We start from the raw sequence: 24,121 nt of genomic DNA on the forward strand, positions 1-24,121 counted from the left end.
TTCTCCGTCTTTCACGCGGCGGGCGCGCCGGCGCGCGCCGCATCGAGCGTGGGCTCCGCGCCCGTTTCGCGCACCGCTTCCCGCCCCGGGACGCGCACCGTGCGCCGGAACCACGAACTCAGGCTGCCCGCGACCAGCGCCGCGATCAGCCCCGACGCCGCGAACGGCCCCCAGCCGAGGATCGGGCCGCGCATGAACGGCACATAGGCCGCGAGCATCACCAGCGCGCACAGGTAGGTGGCGGTCAGCGCGCGGCGCGGATCGACGATGCGGTCGACCCAGCGAAAGCCCGCCGAGATCGCGAGGCCCAGCAGCGCCGGCCCCAGCAGCCCGAAGTCGAAGTACGCGGTGGCGAACGGCGGCAGCGACAGGTTGCGCTGCGAGAAATTGGCGGCCACCGCCGACCAGCCGAGCGGGTCGAAGCCGGGAAACATCTTCAGGTCGCGCGGCAGGAAGAACGACACGGCCGACAGCAGGTAGCGCCCGAGGCCGGCGTCCGGCGAGGGCGCGCGCTCCAGCAGGCCCGCAATGACGAACATCGCATCGAAGTCCTGGCTGAACGGAAACGACTCCAGCCCCGCGCCCCACATGGCGTCGCGCGAGATCAGGTTCAGCACCGGGCCCAGGCCCGCGATGGCGCCGAAGACCACGGCCGCCAGCGTCCAGCGGTGGCTGCGCGCAATGGCATGGATGAGCAGCGGCAGGAGCCCGATCAGGATGATCTGGCGCGCCGTGTTGACCGGGTTCGCGGCCAGGGCCGCCAGCGCGAATGCCAGGCCCGCCGCGCACCAGGCGCCCAGCGTGCGCTGGCGCACCGCGTGGATCGCCAGCGCCACGAAGCACATCAGCACCACCAGCTTGGGAATCGTGGAATAGACGATGAAGTCGATCGGCAGGCTGTCGTCGTCCGCGACCACGCCGCGCGCCACGAAGTTGAGGTCGGGCCGGATGAACAGCGCCGCGAACGCCGCGAGCGAGCAGCTCAAAAGCAGCAGAAAAGGGTGGGCCACGCCCGCGCCGCGATCGGCACCGCGCAGCGCCCGCGCCGGCGGCTGCGCGGGCATGCCCAGGCGCGCGCCCTCCACGCCGGCCATGTACAGCAGGAGCAGCATCAGCGCCTGCGTGTGCGCCGCGCTGCCCAGGATGCCCACTTCCCAGAAGTCGACGTCCGCGGCGATCTGCATCGCGGGGGCGAGCGAGAAGTAGATGAGAACCACCGTGTAGTGGATGAGCAGGAACACGCTGTCGCCCGCGGCGCCGAGCATCGACAGCTGCACCGCCGCCAGCACGAACACGGCCCCGTAGCCCCAGACCGGGTCGACCAGCCCGCAGAGCAGGGCAGCGGCGATGCCGCACCAGAAGGTGAGGGTTCTCATGGCAACCTTTTTCCGTGTGGTGTGCGCGCGCGTCAGGCGTGCTCGGCGACCGCGTCGACGGGCCGCGTGGCCTTCTGGTAGTCCGCGTAGGTGCGGCGCAGGCCCTCGGCCAGCGGCACCGTGGCGCGCCAGCCGAAGGTGGCGGCGCGCGACACGTCCAGGAGCTTGCGCGGCGCGCCGTCGGGCTGCGCGAGGTCGTAGCGGATGCTGCCCTCGTAGCCCACCGTCTCGCGGATCTGCTCGACCAGCTCGGCGATCGACACGTCCTCGCCGGTGCCCAGGTTGATGTGGCCGCGCATCGGGTCGGTGTGCTGGTCGTAGGCCGCGCGCGGCAGGTTCATCACATCGAGGCAGCCCTCGACCATGTCGTCCACGTACAGGAACTCGCGCCGCGCGCGGCCGCTGCCCCAGATCAGCACGCTCGGCGCGCGGCTGATCTTGGCGAGGTGGAAGCGCTGGATCAGCGCGGGCACCACATGGCTGTTCTCCAGGTGGTAGTTGTCGCCGGGTCCGTAGAGGTTGCTCGGCATCACGCTGCGGTAGTCGATGCCGTGGGTGGCACCGTACTGCCGGTTGTAGCTTTCGCAGAGCTTGATGCCCGCGATCTTGGCGATCGCATAGGGCTCGTTGGTGGGCTCCAGCTTGCCGGTGAGCAGCGCGTCCTCGCGGATCGGCTGGTCGGCCAGCCGCGGGTAGATGCAGCTGGAGCCAAGGAACAGCAGCCGCTTCACGTCCGAGACGAAGGCCTGGTGCGTGATGTTGGCCGCGATCAGCAGGTTCTCGTAGATGAACTGCGCGGGGTAGGTCATGTTGGCGTGGATGCCGCCGACCTTGGCGGCCGCCACGTAGACCTGGTCGATGCGCTCGGTCGCGAAGAAGCGCGCGACCGCCGCCTGGTCCAGCAGATCGAGTTCCGCGCGCGATCGCGCCACCACCTCGTGGCCGAGTTCGACCAGCCGCCTCGTGAGCGTCTGGCCCACCATCCCGCGATGACCTGCAACATAGATACGCATATCGTTCTTTCGGTGAAGGAGTTGATGAATCGGAGGAGAGAAAAAAATCGGTGGCGGGGCCGGCTCAGCGCGAGCCGCGCGCTCCCGCGACGACGCCGAAGGTCTTCAGCACGATCGCCATGTCGCCCAGCACCGACAGCGTGGCCACGTACTCGGCGTCCATCGCCGCGCGGCGGCGGTAGCTCACCTCGTTGCGTCCGCTGATCTGCCAGAGGCCGGTGATGCCGGGGCGCACGGCGCAGTAGTGGTTCCAGTACGGCCCGTACAGGCCCTTCTGCGCGAACATGCAGGGGCGCGGGCCGACCATGCTCATGTCGCCCTTGAGCACGTTCCAGAACTGCGGGAACTCGTCGATGCTGTACTTGCGCAGGAACGTGCCCAGGCGGGTGATGCGCGGGTCGTGCTCGAGCTTCTGGAACTTGTGCCACTCGTGCCGCGCGTCTTCGTTCTCGCGCAGGTGCCGCGCCAGCACCGCGTCGGCGTCCGGCACCATGGTGCGGAACTTGTAGAAGCGGAACACCTTGCCGTTGCGGCCGTAGCGCGGCTGCATGTAGATGGCCGGGCTGCCCGAGGTGAGCAGCACGCCCGCCCAGATGAGCGCATAGGCCCAGCCGAAGCACACGAAGAAGGTGCCCGCCATGAGGATGTCCACCGCGCGCTTGGTGCCGCGCAGCAGCCGCGAGCCGCCCAGCGGCGCCGTCCCGCCGGCATGGGTGCCGGGCGGCGCGGCCACGGGCGCGCCGCTCCCCTGTGTTCCGGAGTGCAGCGTGTTCATGATGCGGCGTGCTCCGGCTCAGGCTGGCGGGTGTGGCCGAGGGCCGGATAGGCCTGCGGGGGGAATCGATAGACGCCATACCCGTAGCCGTAGCTGCCGTAGCGCTGCTGCCGTGCGTCCAGCCCGTTGAGCACGACGCCGTGGAACGACGCGCCCACGTGCGCGAGCCGCTTGGCGCTTTCCAACAGGTCGCCCAGCTGGCTCTCGCCCGCGCGGGCCAGGAGCAGCAGCGTGCCCATGGCCGATGCCATCGCCACCGTCTCGGTCGCCCACAGGATGGGGGGCGCATCGATGAGCACGATGTCGTAGCGCCCCGAAAGCGTGGCGAGCAACTGCGTGAACGCATCGCCCGCGAGGGCCGTGGCCGGGTCCTGCGGCAGCGTGCCGCTGGTGATCACGTCCAGGTGCGGCAGCACCTGCGCATGCGTGGCCTCCGGGAGCGTCGCGCTGCCGGCGATGAGCTCCGCGAGGCCCTTGTCATGCGCCAGCCCGAACTGGGCCGCGAGGCTGCCGCGGCGCACGTCGGCATCGATCAGCAGCACGCGCTTGCCCGAGGCCGCGAGCATGGCGGCGAGGTTCGCCGAGACGAAGGTCTTGCCCGCGCCCGGCGTGGCGCTGGTCAGCAGGATGCGGTTGTTCGGCGCGCCGAGCATCGTGAAGCGCAGCGTGGTGCGCAGCCGGCGCACGCCCTCCAGCGCCGCATCTTCCGGATGCAGCGCCGCGAGCACCTTCACGCCCGGCTTTCCCTGGCGGATGGCGCGGTCGAGGCGGGCCTGCTGCAGGCTGAGCGCGATCGTGCTGTACACGTCCAGGCCGGTGTGCGCCTCGATCTCTTCGGGGCTCGCGACCGTGCGCTTGAGCGTCTTGCGCAGGATCGCGGTGGCCGCGCCGAGGAACAGGCCCGCCACCAGCGCGAGCGCCATCACGATGGCCGCCTTGGGCCGCACCGGCTTCTCGGGCAGCAGCGCGGGGTCGAGCACGCGGACGTTGCCGATCTTGCCTTCGCGCGCCAGACGCATCTGCAGCGAACTGTTCAGCAGCGACGCATACAGGTCGGTGTTGACCTTGATGTCGCGCTGCATGCGCACCGAGTTCTGCTGCAGCATCGGCATGCGGCGGATGCGGCTGTCCACCGCGCCGAGTTCCTTGCGCAGCGAGGCGATCTGCGCATCCAGCGTCATCACCACCGGATGCTGGGCGGTGAAACGGCTCATGAGGTCCAGGCGCTTCAGCCGCGCATCGAAGAGCTTGGACTGCAGGTCGAGGTTCTGCGTGAGGGCGTTGCGGGCCTCGTCGTCCAGGCTGATGGTTCCGTTCTGGTTGCGGTACTGGTTGTAGACGTCCTCGGACTGCTCCAGCTGCTGCCTGAACTTCGGCAGCTCGGTGCCGAGAAAGTCGAGCGTGCGCTCGGCCTGCACCGTCTTCTGGTCGATGTTCTGCCGCACGTAGAGGCGAGACACCTCGTTGAGCAGCTCGGTCAGCTGCGTCCGGTTGCCGGTCTGCCAGCTCACGTCCATCACGCCGGACTGCTTGCCTTTCTCGATCACGCGCAGGTCGTTCTGCAGCTCCAGCAGCACCAGCTGCCTGGAGCGGCGGGTGAGCTCGAAGGCGCCGCCGGGCCTGGCTTCGAACGAGCCCACCAGCAGGCGGATCGCGCCGCCCGGCACCGAGGCTTCGAGCGGCACGCCCACGCTTCCCTGCAGCGGCGTGGCGAGGTCCGGGTGCGTGAGCGTGTAGCTGCCGTTCTCGCCTGCGGTGAGCAGGAAGCGCTTGCCCTCGAACGCCGGCGGCACGTCCATCTGCGCGACCGCGATCCGCTCGGTGCCGGTCACCCAGTCGCCCAGGCCGAGGAAGCCCGGGTTCGAGAGTTCGGTCGAATGCCGGGCGATGAAGTCGCCCACCAGCGGCAGGTAGTGCGGCCGCGCCTCGATGAAGAGCCGGGTGTTCTCGATCGCCTGGCCGAGCACCATGCGCGACTTCAGGATCTCGGCCTCGCCCGAGGTCGGCGTCTTCACGCTCACCCCGTTGACCGCGGCATCGGCGGGCGTGGAGGAGCGGTCGGCGTCCTCCACCTGGATCAGCACGTTCGCCTCGTACACCCGCGGCCCGAAGAGCGCGTAGCACGCGCCCACCAGCAGCGCCGCGGCGGTGATCGCGGCAATCAGCCATCGGTGGTCGAGCAGGATGTCGATGTATTCCCTCGGCCCCGAGCGAGGGCGGTCGGGTTCCGCGCCCTGGGGTGCGGGAAGCGGGGGGTACCAGCGGGCGTTCATGGGGTCACCTTCTTTCCGTGTCGGGTGTGCGGGTGGGATGCAGACGGGCGCGGCGGCCTACCTGCTGCGCGCGGTGTCGCGCGCGAGGTTCACGACCTGGGCGGCCGGCAGGATCAGGCTCGCGACCCGGTTCCACGAGACCAGCGGCACGCGGTCCACGTAGACCACGTCGCGCGGCTTCAGCTCGAAGCGGTCGGCCAGCGCGAGCGCGGCGGGGTTCTTCGCGTTGATGTTGAAGATCTCCGGCCCGTCGGATGTGCTGGAGGTGCCGGACGCGCCGGTCGCGTCGGCGGTATCGAGCGCGCTGTCGGCACGCCGCGCGTTCCGGATCACGTAGATCTGCCCCGGGTCGGAGGAGAACAGGTCGGGCCCGCCCGCATCGCCGAGCGCCTCGTTCAGGCTCAGCCGGCCGTTGCGCATGAGGAGCGCCGAGGGCCGCAGGATCTCGCCCATCACGTAGACCCGGCTGTCGTCGCGGGCGCCCACGTACACCACGTCGCCGTTGCGCAGCGGGATGTTGTTGGCGTCCGCGCCGTAGCGCTTGAGCGCCAGCAGGTCGATCGCCACCGTGCGGTCGCCGCGGGTGAGCAGCACCTGCGAGCGGTCTCCCGCGGCGGTGATGCTGCCGGCGCGGTTGAGCGCTTCCGAGAGCGTCATCGGCACGTCGGTGAAGATCTGCAGCCCGGGCGCGCGCACCTCGCCCTCCACGTAGGCGCGCTGGCTGCGGAACGACTGGATGCGCACGCTAACCTGCGGCGCCTTCACGAAGCCGCGGATGCGCCGCGCGATCAGCTCCGAGGCCTCGCTCTCGGTGAGGCCCTGCAGCTTCGTGCGGCCGATGTAGGGAAAGCTGATCTCGCCCGCGGCATCGACGATGAAGCCGGGCGCCACCGTCACGCCGGTGGGGTCGCTCTGCTGCGCGATCACCGCGCCCGCGTTGGGCAACAGCTCGGGATGGTCGTAGACGATGACGCCCACCACGTCGCCCGGCCCGATGGTGTAGGACCTGGCGCGGCCGAACAGCGCGCGCACCTCGGCTGGGAGGCCGGTGTTGCGCGCGTTCTGCGCCTGGATCAGCTCGGGCGTGATCGTCGTCACCTTGCCGGTGCCGACGGAGCCGTCCGACGAACGCAGCAGGCCCGGCGTGCCGAAGCCCGGCGCGCAGCCGCACAGGCCGAGCGAGACCAGCATCGACAGCCCCAGCCATCGGACCCGCGCCGCCGCGAACGAGGCGCGGGCGCCGAGGCTTGCGGATCCGGTGAAGAACGGAACGCGGGCGCCCTGCGGCGCGCTCGCTGGTTCGATGCGGTTCATGAGGTTCTCCTTGGCTGGTGTGGATCGGGTGATCGGGGTGATCGGGGTGATCGGGTGTGATGAGGTCAGGGGTTCATGAGGGATTCATGAGGTCAGGGCGCGGCCCACTTGGCCGGCATGGGGCGGGCGACGCCCGCGGCCGGGCGGCTCGCGCCGCGCCGTTCCGTGCCGGTGCCGAAGCAGCGCTCGGCGACCCAGTCGCCCACGGTGCGCAGGTACTGCTGCTGGCCCTTGGCCGTGCAGACGGTGTGGTCGACCTCGCGCATGAATTCGTAGTGCAGCGACTGTGCGAATGGTTCGCCGCGGAAGGGGCCGAGCTGGTCGCGGTCGCGGTCGCACACATGCAGCGATCCCGAGTACAGGAGCTGCAGCGCGACGTGCCGCTCGGACAGCAGCGCCATCGTCTTGCCGAACCAGGCCTGGGTTTCCGCCGGCGACGTCTCCTCGGTGAAAAAGCCCGGCATCGGCTTGGCCGCTTCGCTGCGAAGGAGCCGGCGCTTGAGCCAGCGCTGCGTCTTGCCCGCGAACGAGGGATGCGCCGGCGCGGCCAGCGCGCGCCGCAGCGTGCGTTCCCAGCGCGTGCGCCGCTGCGGAAAGGCATAGCCGTCGAACAGCGAGAGGCCGATCACGCGCGCATCGACCGCGGCGATGGCCATGGCGTGCTCCGCGCCCGAGCACATGCCCACGATCGCGAACTGTCCGATGCCCTGCATGTTCTGCAGCAGGTCCATGCCGGCCTGCAGGTCCCGCAGCGCACGCACCGAGAGGCCGGCGGCGTCGGCCGGCGCATCGCTGTCGCCGATGCCGCCCAGGTCGAAGCGAAGGCTCGACACGCCGCGCGCCGCCAGCGCATGCGCCAGCTTGACGTTGACGCGGCGCGGCCCGACCCGGTGGTTGGCGCCCATGTTGAACATGAGGCAGGCCACCGCGGCGGGCGCCTGGCCCGCGGGCGCCGTGACCATGCCGACCAGCGCGTTGTCCGCCCCGAAGCGGACCGGGGTGTGCGTCATGGGCGTGAGGTGCGCTGCGTCATTCATGGAGAGCCCCTTGCAGGCGGTTGAGCGCGTCGGACGGAACCATGGCGCTGTTGGGATAGGGGTCCGCCGTCCAGTCGAGCCGGTGCTGGAAATACGCGAGCCGCACCGGCATGTGGCGCGACTGCTGCTCGGCCGCCCATTGCGGCGTGTGGGCGTCGTCGGGCGGCGTCAGCACCAGCGTGTCGTGCAGCGCGGTGAGCGGCAGCGCCTCCGGCGTGAGCGCGCCCAGCTGCTCGCGCAGCGCGGGCGAGAGCAGGGCGCCCAGCGCCTCCTCCGGCAATGCGGCGGGATCGCGGCCGAGGCTCCTGCGCCACGAGAGGTCGGGAATGCAGAAGCTCGCATCGATCGCGGCCACGTGCTGCTCGCGCAGGAAGCGCGCGTAGCGGCGCCCATCGATCACCGGCTCCCACAGCACCAGGCGCACCGGGTCGCAGCGCCCGTTGCGCGCCGCCAGCACCGCGAGCGTGGCCCCCAGGCGCGCGCCGACCCAGACGATGCGCTTGCCCGGTGCGCGCCGGCGCAGTTCCTCGTGGGCCGCGCACAGGTCGCGCCGCCAGCCGTCGAGTTCGCCCTGGCTCTCATCGCCGGGCGAATCGCCCGTGCCGTGGAAATCGAAGCGCAGCGTGGCGATGCCGGCTCGTGCGAAGCGTTCGGCCAGCACCTTGAAGAAGCGGTGGGTGCGCAGGCCCTCCTGTCCGAACGGGGGGCAGACGAGCACCGCGCTGTCTTCGGCGCGCGCCTCGTCCGCCGGATGGAACAGGCCGAAGAGCTGGCGCGAGGCCGGGCCGAACATGAGGGGCTGCGCCGGCGCGCAGCCCGGGCCGGAGGCGGACGCCGCATGGGAGGCGCTAGCGTGCTGGGCCATGTCGTGTCACCCCTTGCGCAGCAAGCTGCCGAATGCGCGGCCCAGCAGGCTCTCGCCGCGCGATGCGCCCGCGGTGGGGACGGCCGGCAGGCCCGCCAGCTCGCCCGGCTTCGTGTCGGCCGCGGCATTGCCGTTGCCGCCGTTGCCACCATTGCCATTGCGGGGCGACGCGATCTGCGCGAGGTTCTCGAACAGGTAGCGCCGCATCTCCACGCGCAAGCCCAGCGTCTGCTCGGCCTGCTTGACCGCGTTCAGCACCAGCAGCGAGTCGCCGCCGAGGTCGAAGAAGTTGTCGCTCGCGCGGATGTCGTTGACGTCGATGCCCAGCACGCCGGCCCAGATCTGGGCGAGCGGCGCCTGCTCCGGCGCGAGCAGGCTCGCTGCCGCGGCGCGCCCGCCGGCATCGGCCAGGGGCTTGGGCGCCTTGTCCGCGCGCTCCGGCTCGTCGGCCGCGAGCTTGCGCAGGTAGGCCGCGCTTGAGGAGCCTTCGTCCGAGGCCAGGTAGGCGAGCGTGGCGGCGGGGCGCTCGGCGGCGCGGTGCAGGAGCTCGAGGTAGCGGTCGCGCAGCTGCGCACCGGTCTCGCGCAGGTAGATGTCGGCGTTGTAGATCAGCGCGCCTTCCAGGCCGTGCGGCTTGTCCATCAGCCACACGCCGATGTCGTCGGTCGCGCCGCGCTGCATCAGGTGCATCTGGCGGGTCTGCAGGCTGCCCAGGTGCCGCGCGCGCTCGCGCGCATCCTGGAACGAGAACATCGACTGGTAGGCCCCGGCGTTCCTGTTCGGGCCGCCGAGGCCGTCGCCGGCCACCATCCGCTCGAACGGCACCTGCTGGCAGTTCATGAGCGCGAGCAGCTCCTGCTTCACGCAGCGCATGAAGTCCGGCAGCGACTGGGCGAGGTCGACCCGCAGCGACACCGGCAACACGTTGTTGAAGACGCCCATCACGTCTTCCGTCTCGGGCTGCAGGCGCCCGCGCACCGGGTTCGCGATGACGACCGCATCGCTGCCGATGACCCGGCTCATGGTGAGCGCATAGAGGCCGAAGGTCAGCATGCTCAGCGTCACCTCCATGCCGCGCGCGATCTCGCGCAGCCGCCCGGTCGTGGCCAGATCGATGTGGATCCACTGCGTGCCGCCCTGGCCGCTCTTGCCCGCGCGGCGGGGCATGTCGGTGCGGGGCAGGCGCGGCGGCGGCCCGCTCGCCAGCCGGCGGCGCCAGAAGCCCAGCTGCTCCTCGAAGGCCGGCTCCCGCATCCAGCCGGCAAGCCATTCGGCGTAGTCGCCGTGCGTGGTCTCCAGCGGCGGCAGCCCGTGAGGACGGCCGCGCTCGGCCGCGTCGTAGATCGCCGTGAGCTCGCGCTGGAACAGGTCGAAGCACCAGCCGTCCCACACCAGGTGGTGCGGCACGAACACGAAGGCGTGGTCGTCGTCGTCGACCTGGAACAGCGCCGCGTGGGCCATCGGCGCGCGGCGCAGGTCGATGGGCTGGTCGGCGAGCTCCTGCATGCGCTCGGCCAGTTCTGCCTCGCGCTGGTCCGCGGGCAGGCCGCGCAGGTCGATCACCGGCAGCGAAAATTCCACAGTCTGCGCAATCGATTGAACCGGCTGCCCGGTGGCCGGATCGGTGCCCACGCAGGTGCGCAGCGCGGGCTGGCGGCGAATGATTTCGCAAAGCGCCGCCTCGAAGCGCGCTGCATCGAAAGGACCGGTCAGCCGCTGCGCCGAGGGCACGTTGTAGACCGAGCGCCCCGGGTGAAGCTGTTCCATGAAAAGGATGCGCTCCTGCGAGGGCGTCATCGGCGCGCTGGTGCGGTCGATGCGGCAGGCCAGGGGCGCCTGCACCCCGGCGCCGGCGGCTTGCAGACCGGCAATCGCCGCGGCCAGGCGCTCGGGGGTGGGTGCCTCGAACAGCGTGCGCAGCGGCAGCGCGACCTTGAACTCGCGGGCGAGAAGCGTCGCCAGCCGCGCGGCCAGCAGCGAATGGCCGCCCATCGTGAAGAAGTCGTCCTGCATGTCCAGGCCCGGCAGGCTGAGCACCTGCTCCATCGCCGCGAGCACCGTGCGCTCGGCGTCGTTGCGCGGACCGGCGCCGCGGCGCACCTCGTCGCGCGGCAGCGCCTCCGGCACGGGCAGCGACACCCGGTCGAGCTTGCCGTTGGGCAGCGTGGGCAGCGCCTTGAGCGTGACCACGTGCTGCGGCAGCATGAAGGCCGGCAGGTGCTTGCGCAGGTGCTGCATCAGCGCGGCCGGGTCCAGCGCCGCGCCGGGCACCAGCGCCAGGTAGGCCACCAGTCGCACGTCGCCCGGGCGGTCTTCGCGCGCCACCACCACGCTGCGCGAGACGCCGGCGACCTCGTTGCAGCGGGCCTCGATCTCGCCGGCCTCGATGCGATAGCCGCGCACTTTCACCTGGAAGTCGAGCCGCCCGAGGTGTTCGAGCAGGCGGTCGTTGCGCCAGCGGCCGCGGTCGCCGGTGCGGTAGACCTTGCGGTTCTGGCCCAGCACGCGCGCGGTGACGAAGCGCTCGGCCGTGAGTTCGGCCCGCTCGTGATAGCCCAGCGACAGGCCCATGCCCGCGATGCAGATCTCGCCGGGCACGCCGATGGGGCAGGGCTGCAGGTTGGTGTCGAGGATCCACACCTCGGTGTTGTCGATCGGAAGCCCGATCGACACGCCGCGCGAGGCCACCACGTCGCGCTGCATGTTCCAGGCGGTCGACCACACGGTGGTTTCGGTCGGGCCGTACACGTTCCAGAGTTCGGCGCAGCGATCGAGCAGCGCGAGCGCGAGCCGCCCGCGCACCGCCTCGCCGCCGATCCAGCCGCGAAAGCCCTTGGCGCCGGGCCACTGCGCATCGAGCAGCAATTGCCACATGCCGGGCGTGGCCTGCAGCACGGTGACCGCTTCCGCCTCGAGCAGCGCGCGCAGGCTGTTGCCGTCCATGGCGGTCTCGCGCTGGACCATCACCACCTGGGCGCCCACCGCGAGCGGCAGCAGCAGCTCGATCACGGCAATGTCGAACGAAAGCGTCGTCACCGCGGCGATCCGGTCGTCCGCGCCGAGGCCGGGCGCCTTCTGCATCGAGGCGAGCAGGTTGGCGACCGCGCCGTGCGGCACGCACACGCCCTTGGGCAGGCCGGTGGAGCCCGAGGTGTAGATCACGTAGGCGGGGTCCTCGGCCCGGGCATCGCAGACATCCGGCGCGAGCGCATCGGCGGGCGCCTGCAGCCATGCGGTGTCGCGGTCGAGCTCGAACAGCCGCGACCCCGCATCGGCGTTCCATTTGCGCGGTGCGGCGGCGATGTCCGAGGTGGTCACAAGCAGGCTGAGGCTGGCGTCGGTGGCGTAGTGGTCCAGCCGCGCCTGCGGAAAGGCCGGGTCGAGCGGCACGTAGGCCGCGCCCGACTTCAGCACCGCGAGCACCGCTACGAGCATGTCCAGCCCGCGCTCCAGGCACAGGCCCACGTACTCGCCGCGGCCGATGCCGCGCGCGCGCAGCGCATGGGCCAGGCGGTTGGAACGCGCGTCCAGATCGCCGTAGCTGAAGGTGCGCGCACCGTCGCGCAGCGCGGGGCGGTCGGGGTGCTGCAACGCGCGCGCCACGAAGCCGGCGTGCGCGAGCGGCGCGCCTTCCACCGCGATGGGCGGCGGCTGCAGCGCGGCCAGCGCGCGCGCGGCTTCGGGCGACAGCACCTCCAGGCGGCCGATCGGCTCGGCGGGGCTGCGCACGGCCGAGCGCAACACGCACTCGAACATGTCGAGCCAGCGCTGCACGCTTTCCTCGTCGTAGAGGTCGGTGTTGTACTGGGCCTCGATCTGCAGGCCGCCGTCCACCGGCCGCAGGTTGAGGAAGAGTTCGAAGTTCTCGTGGCGGCGCGCCACCGTGTCCTGCTCGACCTTCAGGCCCGAGAAGGTCTGCACGCCCGCGGCCACGTCGGGGTCGACGTTGAACATCACGCTCACGAGCGGCTGGCGGCTCGCATCGCGCTGCAGCGAGAGCTTGCCCAGCAGCGCGCCGTAGGTGAGCGCCTGGTGCTCGAAGGCGTCGAGCACGGCGGTCCTGCATTCGCCCATGAGCGTGTCGAAGCGCAGGTCGGCCGGCGCTGCGAGGCGCAGCGGCAGCAGGTTCACGCAATGGCCCACGAGGCCGGGCATGTCGCGCGCCAACTGGCCCGAGGCCGGAATGCCCACCACGATGTCGTCCTGCCCGGTGAGCCGGTGCAGCGTGGCGGCGAAGCCGGCGAGCAGGCCCGCGAAGAGGCTGGTGCCGGTCCGGGCGCTCATGGTGCGCAGCGAGGCCACCAGGCGCCGCTCCAGCAGCCGCTCGGTGCGCCGCGAGGCGAAGGTGCGCACGGCGGGGCGCGGATGGTCGAGCGGCAGGTCGAGCACGGGCAGCGTGCCGCCCGAGAAGCGCTCGAGCCAGTAGTCCACATGCTGCTGCATCTCGGGCCGCGCGGCGTCGGCGGCTTCCTCGGTGGCGAAGGCATCGAAGGTGGGGGCGGCCTTCAGCGGCAGGCCGTCGCCGGTCTCCTCGGCATAGAGGTGGCCGAGCTGCTCGGTGATGACCGCCCACGACCAGCCGTCGCAGACCACGTGGTGGGCCGACATCAAGAGCTCGTGCTCGCCTTCGCCGAGCCGGTAGAGCTCGGCCCGGAAGAGCGGCCCGCGCTCCAGCGGGAACGGCGTGCTCACCGCCGCTTCATGCGCGTCCTGCAGGGCGAGCGCGCGGGCTTCGGGATCGAGCGGGGCGAGGTCGCGCTGCACGAGCGGGTCGGGCCCCGCCTGGCCGACCAGCATGCAGGTGCCGTCCGGCGAGATGGTCGCGCGCAGCGACTGGTGGCGCTCGACGACCCGCGCCACGGCGCGTGCCATCGCCTGGCGGTCCAGCGGGCCGCGCAGCCGCAGCACCACCGAGTCGTTGTAGGCCAGCGATGCCTCGGTGCCCAGCATCGCGCCGAGCCAGACCTCGCGCTGCGATTCGGTCGTGGGAATCACGCATTCGACGAATGCGCCGACATTGGCGGCCGTGCCCATCGCGGCCGGGGTGGGGCGAAGAACGGCGTTCATGCGGCCCGCCCGTTGGGAATCTGGATCGCTTCGGGGGCGGCCGGCACGTACCAGAAGGGCTGGCCGTCGACATCGCGCGCGAGGATCGAACCCTCTTCCACGGGCTTGTGCACATCGAAGGCATGCACGGCCGGCGCGCGGCGTGGGAGGAACCCCGACTCCTGCATCTCGGCCACCGATTCCTTGAAGGCGCGCTGGATCGTGGCGATGTCTTCCTGGCTGTGCGCCGTCGTGAGGAAGCACGGGAAGTTGTCCAGGATGTGCACGCCGCGGCTGCGCATCATGGCGAAGAGCAGGTCCTGCAGCGGATGGTCTTCGAGCCAGTTCACGCGCCAGAGCGAGGCGAAGTGGCGAATGGCGATGGGCGCGCCGACCTCGGCGCACCAGGCGGTGAGCTCCCCGGCCATGGCGGCGGTGCTCGCGCCGAGCGCGGCCTGCAGCGCGGGGCCGGCTTCCTTCAGATGTTCGAGCGAGGCCTTGGCCGCCGCCAGCGCGAGCGGATGCCGCACGAAGGTGCCCGCGAAGTAGGTCACGCCGACGCCCGGGATGGAGTCGTCGCCGTACTGCCAGGCGCCGCCGTCGAGCGCGTCCATGAACGGCCGCTTGCCCGCGATCACGCCGACCGGAAAGCCGCCGCCGATCACCTTGCCGTAGGTGGCGAGGTCGGCGCGCACGCCGAAGAGTTCCTGCGCACCGCCCAGGCCGGTGCGAAACCCGGTGATGACCTCGTCGAAGATGAGGCAGGTGCCGCTTTGCGTGGTGATCTCGCGCAATGCCTGCACGAACTCGCGCGGCTGGAAGTCGGGGCGGCGGCTCTGCACCGGCTCCACCAGCACGGCCGCCAGGTCCTCGGCGTTCTCGCGGATGAAGGCCAGCGCCTCGGGCGTGCCGTAGTCGAGCACGCGCACGTCGCCGAACATGCCGCTCATCACGCCGGGCGCGGCCGATAGGCCCTTGCCGCCCTTGCCGGCGCGCACCAGCACCTCGTCGAAGGTGCCGTGGTAGGAGCCGGTGAACACCACCACCGTGCTGCGGCCGGTGACGGTGCGCGCGATGCGCAGTGCCGCCATCACCGCTTCGGAGCCGGTGTTGCACAGGCCCGCGCGCTCGCAGCCGGTGAGCTCGCACAAGAGCCGTGTCACCTCGGCCGCGAGCGGATGCTGCGGCCCGATCTCATAGCCGGCGTCGAGCTGCTTTCTCACCGCCTCCTGCACGAAGTCGGGCTGCCAGCCGAAGAGGTTGAGGCCGAAGCCGTTGAGCGCATCGACGTATTCGTTGCCGTCGATGTCCCAGAGCTTCGAACCCTTGGAGCGCTCGACCACGATCTGATACGTGATCTCTTTCGTGAGCGGGCGAAAGCCGTTGACCACGCGCGGATCGGCCATGTGGGCGCGGTTGTCCTCGGTGAAGCGCTTGCTGTTCTGCGTGCGCGCCACGTAGCGGCGCACGAAGGCGGCCAGCCGCGCCTTCTGCCGCGCGCTCGGCTCGGCGGTTGGCTTGGTGTGGATGCGGGCGATGGCGCCGAAGGCCTTGGCGACGTCGTAGCGCACGGGCTCGCGGGTGGCGTCGGGCGATGCGTCCTGGGCCGGCACCGCGTGTGCCGTCTGCACCGGCACGGGCATCGGCATCGGGATCGGGATCGGGGATGGCACGCTCATCGCCACGGCCGAGGTCGAGCCGGACAGCAATGCGAGCTGCTGGCGCATCAATTCCATTTGCTGCGCAATCAGCTGGTTCACCGCACCGGTGGAAGGCGAGGGCAACGAACTGGCCATTTGCACCATCTGCACCGTCGGCTGCACGGCGGGCAACTGCACGGGGGCCGCCGCGAGTGGCTCGGGCGCGGCCTCGACTTCGGGCGGCAGGATCTGCTGCAGGAACGCCGCGAGCGCATCGAAGCTGCGGTAGTTCTCCATCAACTGGCGGAAGCTCAGGTTGACCTTGAAGGTCTTCTTGATCTGCGTGGCCGCCTGCGTCAGCGTGAGCGAATCCAGCCCGAGCTCGGCGAACATGGCCTCGCCCGCGGCATCGGCCATGTCGATGCCGGAGATGTCCTCGAACAAGCTCCGCAATCGCATGTCCACCGAGGGCGCGCGCGACGCGGCGGGAAGGGAAGGTGAGGGCGGATGGGTCGAAGGCACTGCAGCGGTCACGGTCGGCTCCAATGAAACGGGTGGGACGGAAAGAGCAGGGGCAAGCGCGGGAACGAGGGCGGCCAGCATCGGCGCGGCCGAGGTGACGGGCGCGGTGGCCGGGGCCGTGGGCGCGATGTCGACCCAGAGGCGCTTGCGTTCGAAGGGATAGGTGGGCAGGCACACGCGCCGCGCGCCGCCGCGGGCGGACAGCCGCGCGAGTTCGATGTCCGCGCCACAGGTCCACAGGCGCGCGGCCGCGAGCCGCAGCGTGCGGGCCTCGTCGGCCGGCTCGCCGTGCAGCAGCGGGACGGCGGTGACTCCCGCATTCGACGATGACGGAGCCAGTGCCTTCGCGCCGTGCTGTCGCACCAGCGTGGCGAGCGTGTTGCGCGGGCCGACCTCCACGAAGACCGGATGCGCGGCCGCCGCCGCCGCGCTCTGAAGCGCGGGCGAGAAGCGCACCGTGCCGCGCAGGTGCCGGGCCCAGTAGGCGGGGCTCGTGGCCTCCGCGTCTGCGAGCAGCCGGCCGGTGAGCGTCGAGAAGATCGGAATGGCCGGTGCGTGCAGCGCGACCTCGCCCACGAGCGCCTCGAAGGGCGCGACCGCGCCGTCCATCATCGAAGAGTGGAAGGCGTGCGAGGTCTGCAGCGCGCGGCAGGCGATGCCTTCGGCTTCGAGCGCGGCCTGCATCTGCGCGATGGCGACGGCGGGGCCGGCGGCCACGCAGGCGTTGGGCGCGTTGTCCGCCGCGAGCGAGACGGACGGCCAGGCCGCGAGCCGCGCGGCGAGATCGTCCGCGCCGAGCCGCACCGACAGCATCGTCCCCGCGGGCATCGCCTGCATGAGCGCGCCGCGGCGGGCGACGAGGCGGACGGCGTCTTCGAGCCGCATCACGCCGGCGATCACGGCCGCGACGAATTCGCCCACGCTGTGGCCGATGAGCGCATGCGGCCGCAGGCCCAGCGACAGCAGCCGCCGCGCGAGTGCGTATTCGAGCGTGAAGAGCGCGGGCTGCGTGACCTCGGTGGGTGCGAGCGCAAGCGGGTCGTCGCCGAACATGCGCTCGCGCAGATCGAAATCGGTGACGCCTTCGAGCGCGCGCACGCAGTCGTGGAAGGCCGCGGCGAACACCGCGTCGCCGGTATGCAGCGCCCGGCCCATGCCGGCGTACTGCGCACCCTGGCCCGGGAACATCAGCACCGGCTGCGGTGCGCGCGCGGCGACGCTGCCGCTCACGCGCCACGGCGCATCGTTCATTCGCAATGCAGCGATGGCGCTTGGGACGTCGGCGGCGACCACGGCGCGGCGAAAGGTGTGCGCCTTGCGGCCGACGCTGAGCGTGAAGGCCGCGTCCGCGAGCGCGAGACCGGGATGCGCTTCCAGATGCGCCGCGAGCTGCTGCGTGGCCACCGCGAGCGCGGCTTCCGAGCGGGCCGACAGCGGCAGCACATGGATGCCGGTCGCGGCAGACGGCGCGGCGGCGCGCGCCGGCGCCTCTTCGAGCACCACGTGCGCATTGGTCCCGCCGACGCCGAAGGAGCTCACGCCCGCGCGGCGCGGCAGGTCGGCGCGCGGCCAGGGCTGCAGCTGGTTGCTCACGTAGAACGGCGTGCGCGCGAAATCGATGGCCGGGTTCGGCGCATTGAAGTGCGCGGTCGGCACCATCACCTCGTGGTGCAGCGACAGCGCCGCCTTGATGAGCCCCGCGGCGCCCGCGGCCGTGACCATGTGGCCCATGTTGCTCTTGAGCGAGCCGAGCGTGCAGTAGCCGCGCGCGTCGGTGTGCTCGGCGTAGGCGACGGCCAGCGCCTCGACCTCGATCGGGTCGCCCATCGGCGTGGCGGTGCCGTGCGCCTCGACGTAGCCGATGCTTTGCGCATCCACGTCGGCCGCCGCGAGCGCGGCGCGGATCACCGCGGCCTGGCCGTCCACGCTCGGTGCCGTGAAGCTGGCCTTGGCGCCGCCGTCGTTGTTCACGCAGGCGCTGCGCAGCACGGCGTAGATGGTGTCGCCATCGGCCTGTGCATCGGACAGGCGCTTGAGCAGCACCACTGCCGCGCCGTCACTGAACACCGTGCCCTTCGCCTCCGCATCGAAGCTGCGCGTGCGGCCGTCGGGCGAGAGCATCGAGCCCTCGTTGTAGAGGTAGCCGCTGCGCGGCGGGCAGGTGACCGAGGCGCCGCCCGCGAGCGCCATGTAGCACTGGCCGGTGCGCAGCGCATGGAAGGCCTGCGCGACCGCGACCAGCGAGGTCGAGCACGCGGTGTTCACGCTCACCGCCGGCCCGCGCAGATTGAGCCGGTTGGCCACGCGGGTGGTGATGTAGTCCTTCTCGTTGGCCAGCATCACCTGGAATTCGCCGACGGCTTCCACGAGGTCGGGACGCGAGGCGACGTGGCGCTGGAAGTAGGTGGCGTTGTACGTGCCCGCGTACACGCCCACCGGGCCGGGCGCCTCGTCGGGCACGTAGCCCGCGCGCTCCAGGCACTCCCAGCAGATCTCCAGGAACACGCGGTGCTGCGGGTCCATGAGCGTGGCTTCCTTCGGGCCGAGGCCGAAGAAGGCGGCGTCGAAGTTCTCGATGCCCTCGATCACGCCGCGCGCCCGCACGTAGGCCGGATCGCTGCGCAGCGCCTCGCTCACGCCGGCATCGAGCGTGGCGTCGTCGAAGAAGCTCACGGAGTCGCGGCCGGCGACCAGGTTGTCCCAGAACTGCTCGACGTCGTTCGCACCGGGAAAGCGGCCCGCGGTGGCGATGAGCGCGATCGGCTCGTCGCCGCCGCGCGGCGCGCGTGGGGTGCGCGTGTCCGGTCGCGTGGACGGGACGTGCTTTGTCTCGACGGCGGGCTGCAACTGCGCAGCGATGGCGGCCGGGGTCGGATGCCGGAAGAAGAGGTTGGTCGGCAGCGGTGAGGCGTGCGGTGCGGCGTCGTGCTGCAGGTCGGCGAGCACCTGCAGCACCAGCAGCGAGTTGCCGCCGAGGTCGAAGAAGTTGTCGTTGCGCCCGACCTTGCCGATGCACAAGGCGCGCGCGAAGGCAGCGCACACCTGGGCTTCGCGTGCGTCGCGCGCTTCCTCGAAAGGCTGCGCAAGTTCGGGGCGTTCGCCCGCGGGCTCGGGCAGCGCCTTGCGGTCGAGCTTGCCGTTGGGCGTGACTGGAAGCTGCGCGAGCCACACCTGCGCCGAAGGCAGCATCGCCGCGGGCAGGCGCGCCGCGAGGTGCGCGCGCAGCGCGTCCCATGGCAGCGGCTCCGAGCGCGCGACCAGGTACGCGACGAGGCGCAGTTGCCCGTCGCTCGCGGGCCTAGCGATCACCGCGCACGACTGCACCGCGGGATGCGCGAGGATCGCCGCTTCGATTTCGCCGGTCTCGATGCGGTGGCCGCGGATCTTCACTTGCCCGTCGATGCGGCCGATGAATTCGATCGTGCCGTCGGGCAGCCAGCGCGCGAGGTCGCCGGTGCGGTAGAGCCGCTCGCCGGGCGCGCCGAACGGATCGGGCACGAAGCGCGCGGCGGTGAGCTCGGGCTGGCCGAGGTAGCCGCGCGCGAGACCATGCCCGCCGATGCAGAGTTCGCCGACGAGGCCGCTGGGCAGCAGCGCGAGCGACGGGCTCAGCACGCGCAGCACCGTGTCCTTGATCGGGCGGCCGAGCGGCACCGAGCGAAGCTCGTTTGCGAGGCTCGCCGGGTCGATGCGGTGGGTGGCCGCGAAGGTGGTGCACTCGGTCGGGCCGTAGCCGTTGCTGAGCACGAGGCCGGGCAGGGCGTCGAGCGCGCGCCGCACATGCGCCACCGACAGCGCCTCGCCGCCGGTGAAGAGGTGCGTGAGGCCCGCGAGGTGCTGCGGATCGCCATCGACCACCGCGTTGAACAAGCCTGCCGTGAGCCAGGCCGTGTGCACCTCGTGCCGGGCGATGGTGCGCGCGAGGCCGGCGCCGGTGGGAACCCGTTCGCCGTGGATCACGCAGCGCCCGCCGTTCAAGAGCGGCCCCCAGATCTCGAGCGTCGAGGCGTCGAAGGCGAGCGGCGCCGCATGCAGCACCGCGCGGCCGGGCGCGAACTCGGCGTAGTCCACGCCGACCACCAGCCGCAGGATCGCGCGGTGGCAGATCTCGATGCCCTTGGGTACTCCGGTGGAGCCGGAGGTGTACATCACGTAGGCGACCGATTCGCCGTCGATCACCGGCATATCCGGCATATCCGGCGACGTATTCGCAGAGCCGCGATGCGCGTTGCCTTCCGTGGCGTCATTGAGATCGCCTGGCAGCAGCACGGCGCTTTCGACGGGCACGAGGTGCCGCAGTGCCTCGGCCACCACCACCCGCGCGGCGCCCGCTTGGCCGAGCATGCCGGCGACGCGCTCGGCCGGAAAGTCGGCCGGCACCGGCACGTAGGCGGCGCCCGCCTTCAGGATGCCGAGCATGGCGACGACGGCGTCCATCGAGCGCTCGAACATCATTCCGACGTTGTCGCCGGGCCGCACGCCCGACTGCCGCAGGTGCTGCGCGAAGCGGTCGCTGCGGCGCTCCAGTTCGCCGTAGCGCATGGCCTCGTCGCCTTCGACGAGCGCCACCGCATCGGGCGTGGCCGCGGCCTGGCGGCTGAACATCGCGGGCACGGTGAGTGCGCGGTCGATTGCGCCGGGCGGCGTGTTCCACGCGTCGAGTTGCTCGCGGCGGTCGGCGTCGGGCAGGGTGCGGATGCTGCACAGCGCTGCGTCGGGACGGGCCAGCAGGTCGGCGGCGGTGTCGGCGATGGCGGCGAGCAGCCGGTCGGCGGCGGCCGCGTCCATGAAGGTCGCCGCGGCGTCGAGCTGCAGGCGGGCGGGGTACCCCGGACGGGCGTTCAGCGACAGGCGGATGGCGTTGTCGCCGTCGTGTGGCGACGCGCGGCGCTGACGGTCGAGCTGCGCGAGCCACGTGTCCGCCGTGCCGTCCGGTTCCGCCCCGAGCCAGCGCGACCGCAGGAGCCGCCACGCCCCGTCGAACAGCGTGTCGGGCAGGAAGCCCGTGGTGTCCAGCGACGCCAGCCAGCGCTGCGCGAAATCCGCTTCGAGCGTCAGCGTGGCGGCGAGCCGCTCGTCGGTGGCGTCGCGCCGCGGAACGAACAGGTCGTCCAGCGAGGGTGCCGGGGCGGCGTCGGCTGCGGGCGACGGCGAAGCGAATCGAGTGTTCATTTAATTACCAAGCTGAAATTCAATGATTAATTCTTGAATTAAAATTGCCCAATAAAACCAAAACTCCGAAGCTGATCGGCTTGTCGCGATCCTAGAAGTTCGCCGAAGTGGCTGTGTGGGTGTTTCGAGGGGTTATTACATTCGGATATACATATTTCCGAGTCAAACTACCCGATTTGTACCGTTTGAGGTACCCAAACAATGATTTTGAATAATTTGCAGCGAAACTGACGGCGTAATTTACTGGCCGGTGCTCGCGGCAAGCTCTTCCAATAGAAAGACGGGTATCTCGTGCGAGCCACCGCCTGGCTTGGCGATCGGCAGCTCTTCCCGGAGAACAGGGCGTTTTCAGAGGGGGCACAGGTTTTCGCATAGAACAAAAACGGCGGCTCTGTAATTTGTATTCAAGAGCCCATCCTGTAACGGGAAGAGAATCAATGGCGGGGGAGTTGAAAAGTGCGGGAAATGGATGCAGTATTTGCTGAATTTTCATAACCACTCCGAAGACTGCATATGCTCAACGACATCCTGTTACCCGACGTTGTTCTCAGGCAATCCGAAGGCTATTGGGAATCCGATCTCCACGGCAATTCAGAAGGCCGGTCGGCCAATGCCTTTTATTTCGGAAATAGGGAGTGGGCGCAGGAATACTTCGACGCCTGCCACCGCGATGCCCATTTCAAAAGCCGCTGGCTGGCCGCGGCCGGCGGCGATTGGACGGGCAAGGTCGTGGTCGATCTGGGCTGCGGTCCCGGCAATGTCTTTGCCACCGTGGGCGGCAAGCCCAGGATGCTGCTGGGCGTGGATGTGGCGGGCGGTTCGCTCGCATTGGCATCGCGCATCGGCTACACGGCGGTGCTGGCCGATGCGGCGCAAACGCCATTTCGCTCGGGCATTGCCGATATCGTGGCCATCAATGCATCGCTGCACCATTGCGACGACATGGCGGCGGTGCTGCGCGAAGGCGCGAGGCTGGTGCGGCCCAATGGATTGCTCATTACCGACCACGACCCGCAATTGACCGCCTGGGACTACAAGGGCGTCGCAAAGCTGCTTTGGGATGCGCGGCTGTGGATCTACCGGTGGATTCGCCACGGCTTCCACAAGAGCGACACGCAGCAGACGTGGGGGCTGCGAACCGAAATCCACCACAAGCCGGGCGACGGGGTCACGCCGGAATTCTTCAGGGCCACGCTCGAGCCGCTGGGCTTCGAGGTCGATGTCCATGCGCACAACCACCAGATCGGGGCCGACGCGTTCAAGGGCGAGGTGGGGCCCGCGCAGTGGAAATACCGCCTGGGCAACCTGCTGTCGGGCCGCGATCCCAAGGCTCCCGCGAGCGCGCTTTCGCTCATGTGCATAGCGCGCCGCACCGCGCCGGCGCCTGAACTGCCCTAGCTAGCGCCCCTCACTGGCCGAACGGCCGTGCAGATGCCCCAAAGGCACTGCACGGCTTTCTTGCGTCCGTGCTATTCCCAAAACTTGCAAAAAATAGTTCAATTTGGAAACTAAATAGTTGCTTCGCGCGTACCCACGGCTGACAAGCTGGGTGCGCGGCTTCGTACGCAGCTTCGGGCCATCGCCTCTCAGGGTTCGGGAGGGGCGAGGTACCACCTTGAAGAAAAGCTGAAACGCAGGGGGAAAACCGTTTGGGTCACGCACTGATTGTTGAAGACGACGAAGACGCGGCGCGAATGATCGCCGCGCTGGTCGTGCGCGAGGGCCACATGGTGATGTGCGCCCATTCGATCGAGGCGGCCCGCCGCCTCATCGCCATGCAGCGGCCCGATCTGCTGCTGCTCGATCTGCATCTGCCCGACGGCAGCGGGTTCGACCTGCTGGCCGATCCCGAACTCCTTCGCGACACGGCGCTGGTGCTCATGACGGGCCAGGCGAGCCTGGAGACCTCCATTCGCGCGCTGCGCCTGAGGGCCGCCGACTACCTGGTCAAGCCGATCAACCCGCAACACCTGAAGGGCCTGCTGTCGCGCCTGATCCCGCCCTCGCAGTTGCGCGCGGAGCTGGACGAGGTGCAGGACCGCTGGCGCGAAACCGGGCGCTTCGGCCACCTGATCGGGCGGTCGCAGGAAATGCAGCGCGTGTACCGCCAGATGACGCGCGTGGCCGGCACCGCGGTGAGCGTGTTCGTCCATGGCGAGAGCGGCACCGGCAAGGGACTGGTCGCACGCGGCGTGCACGACCTGAGCCGGCGGCGCGACCAACCCTTTCTGGCGGTCAATTGCGCCGCGCTCTCGCCGCACCTGATCGAGAGCGAAATCTTCGGCCACGAGCGCGGCAGCTTCACCGGCGCCGAGCGCCAGCACCCGGGCTTCTTCGAGCGGGCGCACGGCGGCACGCTGTTCCTGGACGAAGTGACCGAGATGCCCATCGAGCTGCAGGCCAAGCTGCTGCGCGTGCTGGAAAACGGCACCTTCACGCGCGTGGGCTCCACGCAGGTGCAGCAGACCGATGTGCGCGTGATCGCGGCGACCAACCGCGACCCCGTCGAGGCGATGACGCGCGGCAAGCTGCGCGAAGACCTGCTCTACCGGCTGCATGTGTTTCCGATCGGGCTGCCGCCGCTGCGCGAGCGCGGCGACGACATTCCGCTCATCGCCCACAGCTTCCTGCAGGAGTTGCACCTGGCCGAAGGCGGTGCGTCGCGCTTCAGCCCGGCGGCGCTGGCGTGGCTGCGCGGCTACGCCTGGCCGGGCAACGTGCGCGAACTGCGCAACGCGGTGCAGCGCGCATGGGTCATGACCACCGGCACCGAGATCGGCGAGGAGTGGCTGTCGACCACCGCCGCCGCCTCGTCCCGCTCGCCGCGGCTGCAGGCGGCGCCGTCTTCGCGCGCGACGATGGCGGGCTTCGACGACACCGCGCCCGGTGTCTTGGAGCCGGAGGGCGGCGACCTGGTCGTGGTGGTCGGCACGCCGCTCGCCGACGTGGAACGGCGCGTGATCCTCGCAACCTACGAGCGGTGCGGGCGCAACAAGGAACGCACGGCCGGTGTGCTCGGCATCAGCATGAAGACGCTGTACAACCGGCTGAAGGAGTACCGGGTGTGAAGGCTCTGGCGCCATCGGGC

The 24,121-nt window shown here is 70.4% G+C and carries 11 protein-coding genes; 2 read left to right on the forward strand and 9 right to left on the reverse strand.

The window, feature by feature from the left end; all coding sequences use genetic code 11:
- Nucleotides 1-11: 11 nt before the first annotated feature.
- The 9 genes from QFZ83_RS10235 to QFZ83_RS10275 all read right to left on the reverse strand — a co-directional run bounded on the left by QFZ83_RS10235 (nt 12) and on the right by QFZ83_RS10275 (nt 21,033).
- Nucleotides 12-1,376, reverse strand: coding sequence for a hypothetical protein (locus QFZ83_RS10235; protein WP_307505711.1), 1,365 nt, complete (start codon nt 1,374-1,376; stop codon nt 12-14).
- A 32-nt stretch (nt 1,377-1,408) separates the two neighbouring features.
- Nucleotides 1,409-2,389 (reverse strand): GDP-L-fucose synthase, encoded by a 981-nt coding sequence (locus tag QFZ83_RS10240; protein ID WP_306878140.1) that lies wholly within the window; start codon nt 2,387-2,389, stop codon nt 1,409-1,411.
- Nucleotides 2,390-2,453: 64 nt separating this feature from the next.
- Complete coding sequence (locus QFZ83_RS10245) at nt 2,454-3,164, reverse strand: sugar transferase (protein WP_307505714.1); 711 nt, start codon at nt 3,162-3,164, stop codon at nt 2,454-2,456.
- Entirely contained in the window at nt 3,161-5,437 is a 2,277-nt protein-coding gene (locus QFZ83_RS10250) for a polysaccharide biosynthesis tyrosine autokinase (RefSeq protein ID WP_306878137.1), read from the reverse strand. The genes QFZ83_RS10245 and QFZ83_RS10250 overlap by 4 nt, the downstream gene beginning before the upstream one ends.
- Nucleotides 5,438-5,494: 57 nt before the next feature.
- Nucleotides 5,495-6,751, reverse strand: coding sequence for a polysaccharide biosynthesis/export family protein (locus tag QFZ83_RS10255; protein ID WP_307505717.1), 1,257 nt, complete (start codon nt 6,749-6,751; stop codon nt 5,495-5,497).
- A 92-nt stretch (nt 6,752-6,843) separates the two neighbouring features.
- Nucleotides 6,844-7,788, reverse strand: coding sequence for an alpha/beta fold hydrolase (locus QFZ83_RS10260; RefSeq protein ID WP_307505719.1), 945 nt, complete (start codon nt 7,786-7,788; stop codon nt 6,844-6,846).
- Nucleotides 7,781-8,653, reverse strand: a complete 873-nt coding sequence (locus QFZ83_RS10265; protein ID WP_307505721.1) for a serine aminopeptidase domain-containing protein — start codon at nt 8,651-8,653, stop codon at nt 7,781-7,783. Before QFZ83_RS10265 ends, QFZ83_RS10260 begins: the two co-directional genes overlap by 8 nt.
- Before the next feature lie 6 nt (nt 8,654-8,659).
- Entirely contained in the window at nt 8,660-13,720 is a 5,061-nt protein-coding gene (locus tag QFZ83_RS10270; protein ID WP_307505724.1) for a non-ribosomal peptide synthetase, read from the reverse strand.
- A complete protein-coding gene (locus tag QFZ83_RS10275) occupies nt 13,717-21,033 on the reverse strand; it encodes a polyketide synthase (RefSeq protein ID WP_307505726.1) in 7,317 nt (2,438 codons plus the stop codon). Before QFZ83_RS10275 ends, QFZ83_RS10270 begins: the two co-directional genes overlap by 4 nt.
- 513 nt (nt 21,034-21,546) lie before the next feature.
- Here QFZ83_RS10275 and QFZ83_RS10280 point away from each other — a divergent pair.
- Complete coding sequence (locus QFZ83_RS10280) at nt 21,547-22,431, forward strand: class I SAM-dependent methyltransferase (RefSeq protein WP_307505728.1); 885 nt, start codon at nt 21,547-21,549, stop codon at nt 22,429-22,431.
- Nucleotides 22,432-22,682: 251 nt separating this feature from the next.
- Nucleotides 22,683-24,101, forward strand: a complete 1,419-nt coding sequence (locus QFZ83_RS10285) for a sigma-54 dependent transcriptional regulator (protein WP_307505730.1) — start codon at nt 22,683-22,685, stop codon at nt 24,099-24,101.
- Nucleotides 24,102-24,121: the final 20 nt, after the last annotated feature.

The organism is Variovorax sp. W1I1 (assembly GCF_030815625.1).
GTDB lineage: Bacteria > Pseudomonadota > Gammaproteobacteria > Burkholderiales > Burkholderiaceae_C > Variovorax > Variovorax paradoxus_C.